This window comes from Gordonibacter pamelaeae 7-10-1-b (assembly GCF_000210055.1).
In the GTDB taxonomy this organism is placed as follows: domain Bacteria; phylum Actinomycetota; class Coriobacteriia; order Coriobacteriales; family Eggerthellaceae; genus Gordonibacter; species Gordonibacter pamelaeae.
The window spans coordinates 3,039,140-3,049,336 of the sequence record NC_021021.1; the positions used below are offsets into that span (position 1 = coordinate 3,039,140).

6 protein-coding genes and 1 pseudogene are annotated in these 10,197 nt (G+C 66.0%); 4 read left to right on the plus strand and 3 right to left on the minus strand.

The features are described from left to right. Nucleotides 1-152 precede the first annotated feature (152 nt). Complete coding sequence (locus tag GPA_RS14025; RefSeq protein WP_041239695.1) at nt 153-725, plus strand: hypothetical protein; 573 nt, start codon at nt 153-155, stop codon at nt 723-725. Between the two features lie 33 nt (nt 726-758). Here GPA_RS14025 and GPA_RS14030 read toward each other — a convergent pair whose 3' ends face one another. Then, nucleotides 759-1,115, minus strand: a complete 357-nt coding sequence (locus GPA_RS14030; RefSeq protein ID WP_015540272.1) for a hypothetical protein — start codon at nt 1,113-1,115, stop codon at nt 759-761. Nucleotides 1,116-1,388: 273 nt separating this feature from the next. On the opposite strand from GPA_RS14030, the gene GPA_RS14035 reads away from it, so the two are divergent. Continuing rightward, nucleotides 1,389-1,778: an MGMT family protein gene (locus GPA_RS14035; RefSeq protein ID WP_197533107.1), complete on the plus strand. Its 390-nt coding sequence runs from the start codon at nt 1,389-1,391 to the stop codon at nt 1,776-1,778. A 171-nt stretch (nt 1,779-1,949) separates the two neighbouring features. Further along, nucleotides 1,950-2,756, plus strand: coding sequence for a rhomboid family intramembrane serine protease (locus GPA_RS14040; RefSeq protein WP_041239696.1), 807 nt, complete (start codon nt 1,950-1,952; stop codon nt 2,754-2,756). Here the strand turns inward: GPA_RS14040 and GPA_RS14045 are convergent. Together GPA_RS14045 and GPA_RS20680 are read right to left on the minus strand one after the other, a co-directional pair. Continuing rightward, complete coding sequence (locus GPA_RS14045) at nt 2,753-6,688, minus strand: hypothetical protein (RefSeq protein ID WP_156791063.1); 3,936 nt, start codon at nt 6,686-6,688, stop codon at nt 2,753-2,755. The two genes, GPA_RS14040 and GPA_RS14045, sit on opposite strands and share 4 nt — an antisense overlap. 174 nt (nt 6,689-6,862) lie before the next feature. Then, nucleotides 6,863-6,919: pseudogene (locus GPA_RS20680) on the minus strand (twin-arginine translocation signal domain-containing protein); the annotation flags it as partial. 601 nt (nt 6,920-7,520) lie between these two features. On the opposite strand from GPA_RS20680, the gene GPA_RS14050 reads away from it, so the two are divergent. Beyond that, nucleotides 7,521-10,136 carry a DEAD/DEAH box helicase gene (locus tag GPA_RS14050; RefSeq protein ID WP_015540275.1) on the plus strand — a complete coding sequence of 872 codons (2,616 nt, stop codon included), beginning with the start codon at nt 7,521-7,523 and terminating at the stop codon, nt 10,134-10,136. Nucleotides 10,137-10,197: the final 61 nt, after the last annotated feature.

Sequence of the window (10,197 nt, forward strand, 5' to 3'; positions counted from 1 at the left end):
GGAACGGGCTTGCCGAACCCCCTTCGACCTGCCGGTCGGAGGGGGTTCTTCTTCGGAAGGGCTGCCGCACGCGCGCTCGGGCGCTATACTGGTGCGCGAGACGCACGCCGCCTAGGGGCGCGCTGCGCGTATTCGGGGGAAAGGGGCAGGCTATGGAGTACGGGGAATTGAAAGAGCAGATCGACGGTTTGGGCGAGCGGCAGCGCCGGGGATGCGCCCGCGTGCTCTCGCTCGTTTCCCTTGGGGGCGGGGTACGGCCCGAGTTTCGAGGGCACTTGGACGGTGCGTCGACGTATCGCGAGTTCTTCGAGGCGCTCTACCGCGACGACGACCTGCGTTTCACGCGCGCTTGGGCCGCTTGGGCGAAACTGGACGGCAAGCAGTGGGTCGGGCGGTTCGAGCCGGTGCGCACGTCGGCGCGCGTGCCGTTCGGCGGCCGCGGGATGCCCGTTGTGCTCTCCGGTGGCACCATGCTCGTACCCCTGGCCGGCCATGGGAAGCAGGCGCACGTCCTGGAGTTCGAAGACGGTGCCTTCAATGAAGACGCGGCAACGTACTTCACGTCCATCGAGGGCGCCTTCACGTGCGCCGAGATGGCGTTCGAGGGCATCTACGACGTGTTCACGAGCGGGAACGCGGTGCTGTTCGAGCGCTGGGCCCTCAACGAGAAGGGCGCCCGCGTGAAGGCGGCCCAGCTGGCGCAGAAGTACGGCCTGACCGGTTGACACTGATGCGGCGGGCCGGTCGGTCCGACAAGCTTAGAACAGGCGGTTGCGCCGCTGCATGGACAGCACCGCCTTCACGCCGAGGAGGGCGAACGCGGCGATGGCCACGGCGCCTGCCGCGCCGCCGGCGATGAGTCCGCTGACGACGGCGATGCCGCTTTCGGGCGGGCGCGCTCCTCGATCCTCCTTGCATGGAACAGGCGGCTGCGAGGGGCGGTCGCCCTCGGCATCTTGGTGCGCGGCTTCGGTGCGGTCCGGATGGTCGGCTTTGCCGGTGCTTGAAGGCCGATCGGCCCGGTCGGCTCCCTGTGCGTCGCGGTCGCCCATGAGGGTGTCGAGCCCCCGGCCCAGGGCGGTGGGGCGTGCGGCGTTGTCGTCTCGTGCGGTCATGATCGCTCCTTTCCTGTAAGGTTCGCGCGGTGCCCGCAGGGCGAAGCTCCCTGCGGCTCGGGCGCGTGGAGCGCTCACGATACCGGCTGCGCACCGCCCTGCAGCGGACGGCCGCGCGGCGTGAACGGCGCGCCTTCCATCCGTTACGGGCGGTTCCCTTTCTAAAGCGTCCGCGCGGGCGATGGCGGTGCAGCCTCGGGCTGTTCTCGCTTCGGTTGGACGGCGGGTGGATTATCATGGGAGGGACGTTCGGCCGGGGAAAGGGGTGCGGCGGTGGGCGAGAGGAAGGGCTCGGGGATGATCGAGATGGACGAGGCGTTCTTCGAGCGCGTGTATGCGCAGGTGCGATGCGTGCCGGCGGGTTCGGTGTGCACGTACGGGACGATTGCCGAGCTGGCGGGGTATCCCAAGGCGTCGCGCGAGGTGGGCCTGGCCATGAGCCGCGTGCAGAGCGCGTGGAACCTGCCGTGCCACCGCATTGTGAACGCCAAGGGAACCCTTGCGCCCACCTACGCGTTCGGCGGCCAGCGCGTGCAGCGGCAGCTGCTGGAAGACGAGGGCGTGGCGTTCGTGGACGACGAGACCATCGATATGGCGCGGCATCGCTGGCCGCCCTGCGATGAGCCGGGTGGGCCCGAGCAGCTGGCGCTGCCGCTGGGATAGCGGCGGGCCCCGGTACGGGAAGGCTGCTGGCACGGCAGGCGCGGCACGCACGGCGGCGCGCCCCGGGTGCTGGCGAGTACGTGAAGGGAGGCCCGCGGGCCTCCCTTCACACGGACGGTGATGGTATGCTGGTTCGGACTTTCGGCAGAACGAATCAGCAAGGAGTCCTCCGTGCCGTACAAGGTGAACGACCCCGACGCGCCTGAGCGCCCCGTCATCGATGACGAGCAGTTGAAGCGCATGATGAACGCGAAAACGCCCGGGTTCTTCGAGCGCAACCGGTTCCGCCTGGTGACAATCGTGCTCATTGCGCTCAATGTGATCGTGTTCGCGGCCGAGGCGGCCATATCGCTGCTGGCCGGGGCGCGCATGGGGGTCTCGCTCGACATCCCCACGCGCGTGCTCGTGGACATGGGCGCCATGTACGCGCCGCTCGTTCAGGCGGGCGAGCTGTTCCGGTTCGTCACGCCCATGTTCCTGCACATGGACCTCATGCACCTGGGCTTCAACATGGTGGCGCTGTTCAGCGTGGGCGAGGTGCTGGAGCGGGTGCTGGGGCGCGGCAACTTCCTCGCGCTCTACTTCGTGGGCGGCATTACGGGCAACGCCGTGTCGTATATGGCCGACGTGCTGGCAGGCGGGATGCCCACCGTGAGCGCGGGCGCATCGACGAGCGTGTTCGCGCTGTTCGTGGCCGTGGCGCTGCTCGGCGTGCTGCACAAGGGCAACCGGCATGTGTTCGCCCAGTACAGCAAGAGCATGCTCACCATCATCGGCATCAACGTGGTGTACACGTTCCTGGTGCCGGGCATCTCCGTGAGCGGGCATTTGGGCGGGGCGCTGGGCGGGCTCATTGCCATGTTCATGATTCCAGCGAAGAACCTGCGTGTGCCCCTGCCCGCTCGGGTGGTGGCGGCGGTGCTCTGGGTCGCGGCGATGGCGTGGGTGGTCGCGTCGCCGTGGGTGCTCGGCGCCTAGTCTTCCCCTCTCTTGCCCTTGCGCGCGTCCTCGTTCGCGGCGCGGCGGGCGCTGTAGGCGCCCAAGCCGGCGGCTGCGGCTAGCCCGGCAACGCCGAGCACGCCCAGCCCCAAGGGGTCGCCCGTTTTGGTAAGCGGCTTGGGCTTTGCGGGATCGTCCGGCTTCACGGGGTCGACGGGGTCGTCTCCCAGTATCTCGTAGTTGTTCGGGCCGAAGAAGTCCAGCGTGGCCGTGGGGTCGAAGGCGAATGCCGCCGCCGCAGCGTTGTCGAGGTGGTCTATGATCTCGACGCCTTCAGGAACGACTTCTGCGAACGGTCCTTCGACGGTGGTGCGCGCGGACTCCAGGAAGGCATGCAGCGTGCGCTGCTCGGTCTTCCAGTCCGCGGGAACGTTCATGCTGGCGGAATACACGCGATCCTGGCCGGGCAGCAGCACGCCGTTCACGTTGAACGCGTCGCCCGTGACGAAGCCTTCCTCGTCGGCGTACGTTGGCGCGCCGTCGCTTTCGAAGCCCGTTTCCATCATGTTGATGGTGGTCTGCATGGTGTCGCGCGTGAAGTCGATGGTCACGGTGTCGACGGGGCTTCCGGACTTTTCGGCGTTGTCGTAGATGCTTACGGTCACGCCGTCCACGCACGTTGATCCGGTGTTGATCACGCGCACGGAAAGCGGAGCGGGCTCGCCGGCGGCTACGAAGGGGTTGTCGCAGGCGCAACCTGCCAGCTGCACGCTCTGCACCCAGGGAATGCTCGTGAACCACAAGTCGCTCGTGCTGTTCGCCACGTCGCGGAAGTTCGTGTACAGAAATGCGAGCGACCCCTTGGTGCCGCTTGTGCCCACGATGCCGTCGGCGCGGTTCTTGAGCTTTGCCAGCGGGAAGGGCGGCGTGAACACGTTGCCATAGCGCTTTGCCGCCATGATCTGGAACGTTTTGACCGGATCGCCCGAACGCGGCTGGACGGTGCCTTGCGCGTCGTACTTCGGGCGGCCCTCGCCTTCTTCCACCTGCGTCCAGAACAGGTGCTTGCCGTCGGCTGAGGCACCGAACGATTCATGGTCGAAGCGCTCGATGGACACGTCTTGGACCGAGAGCTTGCCGTCGTTGCCAAACGTTGCCAGGCGCAGTTTTCCGGCGTCGGTGTACATGAACGTAGAGAAATCCAGCCAGGTGATGTCCACTTCATGATCCTGCGCGATGTCGACCACCGTCGAGGCGTACCGCAAGCTTGCCGCTGCTTCCAGGCGGTAGCGCCCTTCGCTTTTGAACTGGCCGGCGTAGGGGACGCTGAAGGAGTGCGATTCCAGGTGGGTTGGCGTGGATATGGTGCTCCAAGGCGTGCCGTCCTTGCGCTTGATCAGCGCGCGCTCGAGTTCGAGCCCGGCTTTCTTCTCGAACAGGATGGCGCCGATGTAGCGTTCGTTGGAGAACACGGTGGGGTTGCTTCCCGACCCGCAGCGGGCTTCGAAGGTGGCCATGCCCTTTTTATCGCCTGCGCTTATCTGCGGCTTGGTCAAGCACGGCGCGTGCCCTTCGATGGGCTTGGGTAGGAAGGAGCGCTGCGTATTGCGGTGGTAGAGGTACTTCCCTCCGCTTTGCTGCAGGGTGTAGTCCACGATCGTCACCATGTTGGTGAGGCCGGCATCGGCGATGGGCGTGTTGTCTCCGTTGGGGCGCAGCGACGATATCACGACGAGCGCAAACCCGTCGCTGAACGGCACGATATCGAAGTCCACGTCGAACAGGTCTTTGCGCGCCGGGGGGTTGTCGCTCACGTCGCTGAAGCCTTCGTCGACCAGTGCCAATCCGGCTTCTTCGACTCCCTGCTTAAACGCGCGGGCGTCTTCGCTGAGCGCATCGTCGGCGCCCCCGATGAAGGCGCTGGCGGCTGGCTGGTCGCCTTGGCCGGAGGGCGTGTCGTAGCCGATGACGATCTGGAAATCAAGCACCTCCGGCTTGCTCCACACGGTGCCGTCCAAGTGGGAGACGGTCACGCGCGTGCGGACGGCGCCGCCGTCCAGCTTGACGGACGCCAGGCGCAGCATGAGCTGCGTTTTCCAGCACGGGATGATCTTCACGCGCGGGTCGGACAGTACGTTTTTGAACACCAGCTGCTCCACAAGCGGTTCTGCTCCCAGCTCGCTCATGCCGCTGATCCCGAACCCGTCGACGCTTGCGCCGGTCCAGGATTCGGCATCGTAGGAGAACTCCGCCGAGCCTTGCGCGGTGGTTGCGCCGTTGAATTCCGCCGTCTTGGCCAGCTCGCCTTCGGTGACGATGTTCCAGCTGCTGTTTGCTTCGGGCAGGCCGTACCCCAGCGTTGCGGGCTCAAGGCCCGCCGGCGCCGCCGCTGCGTCGAAATCGCCCGGTTCCAGCTTGCCTTTCCAGTTGTCCAGAATGGGCGGGTCGTCCCAGCGGTTGTCGTAGACGGTGTGCGTGACCTTGTAGAACAGGAACTGGCCGGTCACCGTCACGGCAGCGTAGGCGGTGAGCACGATGTGCGGCTGCGGTTTGTCCAGGGTGTGGACGGTGAACGTGGTGTCCACACCGGCACGACCGGTCGCGCCGACCGAGACGATGTCCTTCACGCCGATGCCGGCGGTTACGCTCATGCCGATGTCCACGTTGACGGTGAGCGGTTCGCTCGACTTGCCCGACCAGGTCATCGTGGAGAAGTCCAGCCCTTTCATGCGCGTGAGGAAGGCGAGCTGGGCGTTGGCGTTGATGCCTATCCCGAAACCGATGAACACCGGAGCCGGCCCCAGCATCAGCTGCTTTGTCACCTCTTTGGAAAACCAGAAGGACACGGTGAACTGCGGTCCCATTTCCCAGGACTTGTCGTTGGTCTTCCAGTCGTATCCGCCGACGGCAAGCGCTTGAAACGACATTCCGATGCTTGCCGTTTTGAGCTTGTCGCTGGTTCCCAGCCATGAGTTCTTGTCTTTCTTGTGCCGCTTGCAGGCGTCGTAGCGTTTTACGGCGGCGTCGAAATCGCTCTGCATGTTGGCGCGATGCTCGGCCATGGTCTCGTTGTTGTAGGTTTTCCAGGTGCCTTCGACCTTCTCGCCGTTGACCGTCTCGTAGGCAACCGCCACGTTCAAGCCGAACCACGACATGCCCCAGGGGTCGAAATGGTAGGAGATGGGTAGACTGCCGACGCCGGGATCGAATTCAAGACCGCCGACCAAAGGTATGCTGTTGGGCAAGGTGAGCGTGAGGGGCCCGCCCAGGACGTTCTCGCCCGGATCGGTGCCGTCGCCTGCATCGCTGCCGTTTTTGCTCGCGCCGTTTTCTCCCGGCACCACGCCCGCTTTTCCCTCGGTGGGCTTGTCGATGGGCGCGGTCTTGAACGCCAGTCGCGTGTTCACTCGGTAGGATTTCCTGCCGTCCAGGTAGACGGTCAGGTACGTGGCGTAGCCCGCCATGTCGGTGTCCGCGCAGTAGGCGCAGGGTATGTCGACAACGGCCACGCCGTCTTTGACGCTGGCCTTTCCCGTGACGCCTTCCATGAACCAGCCCTTGTTGAACAGTTCCACCTTGACCTGCTTGGCGTTGGGCGCCACCACCTCGCAGCGCACGGTGTGCTTGTCGGGGATGGCGCGGGTGCTGGGCATGGTGCAGGGGAAGTACTGCATGTCGAAGCCTTCGTACGTGCAGGCGCGCAGATACGAGGACTTCCCGTCGTGGGGCTGCGTTGCTGCAACGAAGAAGCGCGCGCCTTTTACGAGGATGCGGCCCGTCTTGAACGTGCGGTGGCCGTCCTTGGTGACTTCGATGCTGCCCCAGAAATGGTAGGTAGGCGGCTTGTCGTCGTTGTTGGCGATCGCTAACGCGGAGATATCGGCGAAGATGGCCTTGCCGCGTTCGTCGCTGACGGCCTCGACGGACGTGTTCGTGTACAGCGAGGTGAGCACCACCTTCGCTCCGGACACGGCAGCGGCTTGGGCGAACCCGCCGTTTGCATCGATCGCGTTTCCGGTTAGATCGCTTACCAGAAACCCGACGCTTTTGCGCGAGAGCACGTCCACGACGAAGGGCGTTGCCGCTTCCGCTGCGCCTTCGTCTGCGTAGGCAAGCGCGATGCCGCCCTCTATCTCGTGCAGGCCGGCGGTGCCCAGTGCGGCTGCCGTGAGGGCGGAGAGCTTCAGGAACGTGCGGCGGGTGAGCGGGGTTTCGGCGGACGCGGCTGCAAGGTCTCCGTGGGCGTTGACCTTGAAAGAGGAGGATGGACGTTGGGCTTGTTCAAGGGATTCATGGGGGCCTTCTTACTTTTGGGGCTTGGGCAGGCGAGGGGGGTGCTGGCAGGCTCGCAAGCGTTACCGAATGGTCTTGCCGTTCATGACCTGACCTCCTAAGGGGCGAGCCATCGACATCTTTGGGCGGATTGTAGCACGCGCAAAACGTGCGGATTGCCGTTTGGCGGCGCGGGGGGCGAGCGCATTCCGCGCAAGCGGAGGCGGCGCGATCCTGCGTTCGAAAAAAGTTCGGAGCAGATACTTGCTTATGAACAAAATACCAGTTCAATAGACATTTTTGTGCACAATAATCTGCGGCCGTTCGTACGATGAGCCCTTGACTTTCAGATTATTAAGCAACGTATAACCATTTCAGTTTTTATGGTTTCGAAGCCGCCGGTTTCATTTGCGCCGAGGGTGGGCTGCGGAATGAAAACTTTACGCGCGCGGGCATCTGGGCGGGTGGCAGCAGGTAGAATAGGTTCCCAACATCCTTTACTTTACGCGAGTCTCCCGGAGGCCTTTCCCCATGGTTGAACAAGCAGATGCATCGTCCGAACCCGACCAGACCGACAACGGCGCGTTTTCGCACGGGTCGCTCGGGCGGTTGGCGCCCACGTGGTGGGAGCCGGAGGAGGACGAGGCCGAGCCCGAGCCGTGGCTTGCGCCCGACGAGGCGCTCGACCGGTTCCTGGAATGGGTGGCCGTGCGCGGCATAGAGCTCTGGCCCCACCAGGAGGAGGCCCTCATGGACCTCATGGTGGGCGACCACGTGATACTGGGCACGCCCACGGGCTCGGGCAAGTCGCTCGTGGCGCTGGGAATGCACTTCATGGCGCTGGCCACCGGCCGCCGTGCGTACTACACGGCGCCCATCAAGGCGCTCGTGAGCGAGAAGTTCTTCGATTTGGTGGACATCCTCGGGCGCGAGAACGTGGGCATGATCACCGGCGATGCGCACATCAACGCGGAGGCGCCCGTGATCTGCTGCACGGCGGAGATATTGGCCAACCAGGCGCTGCGCGAGGGCGAGGGGGCCGACGTGGGCTGCGTGGCCATGGACGAGTTCCACTTCTACGGCGACGCCGACCGCGGTTGGGCGTGGCAGGTACCGCTGCTCACGCTGCCGAAGGCCCAGTTCCTGCTCATGAGCGCCACGCTGGGCGACGTGGGCGCCATCGCGGCGTCCCTTAAGGAGCGCACGGGCACGGACGTGGACGTGGTGGCCGATGCGCCGCGTCCGGTGCCGCTGGAATACGAGTACGTGGAGATGCCGCTCGAGGGCACGGTGGAGCTGGCGCTGCGCAAGGGCGAGGCGCCGCTGTACCTGGTGCACTTCTCGCAGGACGCGGCGCTCGCCACCGCGCAGGCGCTGTCCAGCTACGGCGTGGCCACGAAGGAGCAGCGCGAGCAGGTGAAGGAGGCCGTGCGCGGCACGCGTTTCACCACGGCGTTCGGCAAGACGCTCAAGCGCCTGCTGGCCAGCGGCGTGGGCGTGCACCATGCGGGCATGCTCCCGCGCTACCGCCTGCTGGTGGAGAAGCTGGCCCAGCAGGGGCTCCTGCCGGTTATCTGCGGCACGGACACGCTGGGCGTGGGCATCAACGTGCCCATCCACACCGTGGTGCTCACGGCGCTCACGAAGTTCGACGGCCACAAGATGCGCCGGCTGCGCGCCCGCGAGTTTCACCAGATCGTGGGGCGTGCCGGGAGGAGCGGTTTCGACACCGAGGGCATGGTGATAGCCGAGGCGCCCGAGCACGACATAGAGAACGCGAAGCTGGTGGCGAAGGCAGGCGACGACCTGAAGAAGCTGCGCAAGATAAAGAAGAAGCAGCCGCCCGAGGGGTTCGTCACGTGGAACAAGCAGACCTTCGAGCGCCTGATAGCCGCCGTGCCCGAGACGCTGAAGCCGCGCATGAAGATCACGCACTCCATGGTGCTGTCCGAGGTGGTGCAGGGCGGCGACGCGTACGCTCGCGTGCGGAAGCTCATAGCCGACTCGGCCCAGACCGACGAGGAGAAGGCGGCGCTCTCGGTGCGCGCCGACGAGATATTCAACACGCTGGCCAACGCAGACGTGATCGAGCAGGTGGAGGGCGAGGACGGCGCCGTGGAGTACGTGACCACGGTGGACTTGCCGGAGGACTTCGCGCTCGACCAGCCGCTGTCGCCGTTCCTCTTGGCGGCGTTGGAACTTCTGGACCCCGAGAGCGAGACCTACGCGTTCGACGTCATATCCATGGCCGAAGCCACGCTGGAGGACCCGCGGCAGGTACTGCGCGCCCAGGAGCGCGCGGCGCGCGACAAGGCCATGGCCGACATGAAGGCCGACGGGGTGGAGTACGAGGAGCGCCTGGAGCGTCTGGCCGAGGTCACGTACCCGCGGCCGCTGGAGGACTTGCTGGAGGCGGCGTTCGAACGCTACTGCGCCGAGGTGCCGTGGGCGCGCGACTTCGCGCTGGCGCCGAAGTCGGTGCTGCGCGACATGCTGGAGGGCGCGGCGGACTTCAAGGGCTACGTGCAGCGCTACGGCATCGCGCGCTCGGAGGGCACGCTTCTGCGCTACCTGGCCGACGCCTACCGCGTGCTCGACCGCACGATTCCCGCCGACAAGCGCGACGAGCGGCTGGAGGATATCATCGCATGGCTCGGCTTCGTGGTGCGCTCGGTGGACTCGAGCCTGGTGGACGAGTGGGAGAGCGCGGGTTCGATGTTCGAGGCCGCCCCGCCCTCGGCCGACGGCGCCGTAGTGCGCGACCGTCGCGGCCTCACCGTGCTCGTGCGCAACGCGCTCTTCCAGCGCGTGCGGCTGGCGTCGCAGGGCCGCGCGGCGGAGCTGGGGAAGCTCGACCAGGAGTGGGGCTGCGGCGAGCCGCGCTGGCAGCGCGCGCTCGACGCGTACTTCGAGGTGCATGAGGCCATTGCCATCGATGCCGACGCCCGCTCGGCGGCCTACCTGGCGATCGACGAGGCGGACGAGAAGACGGAGCGCGTATGGCACGTGCGCCAGATATTCAGCGACCCGGAAGGCGACCACGACTTCGCCATCGCAGCCGACGTGGATCTGGACGCCACCCAGGAGGAAGGCGAGGCCGTGTTCAAGAACTACCGCGTGGGCTTCGCGGAGGAGCTGGGGGAGTAGGAGCCGACGCGCAGGCTGCGGCGCGGTCGCGCCGACGCGGGGCGACCGCAGCTGTGCGGGC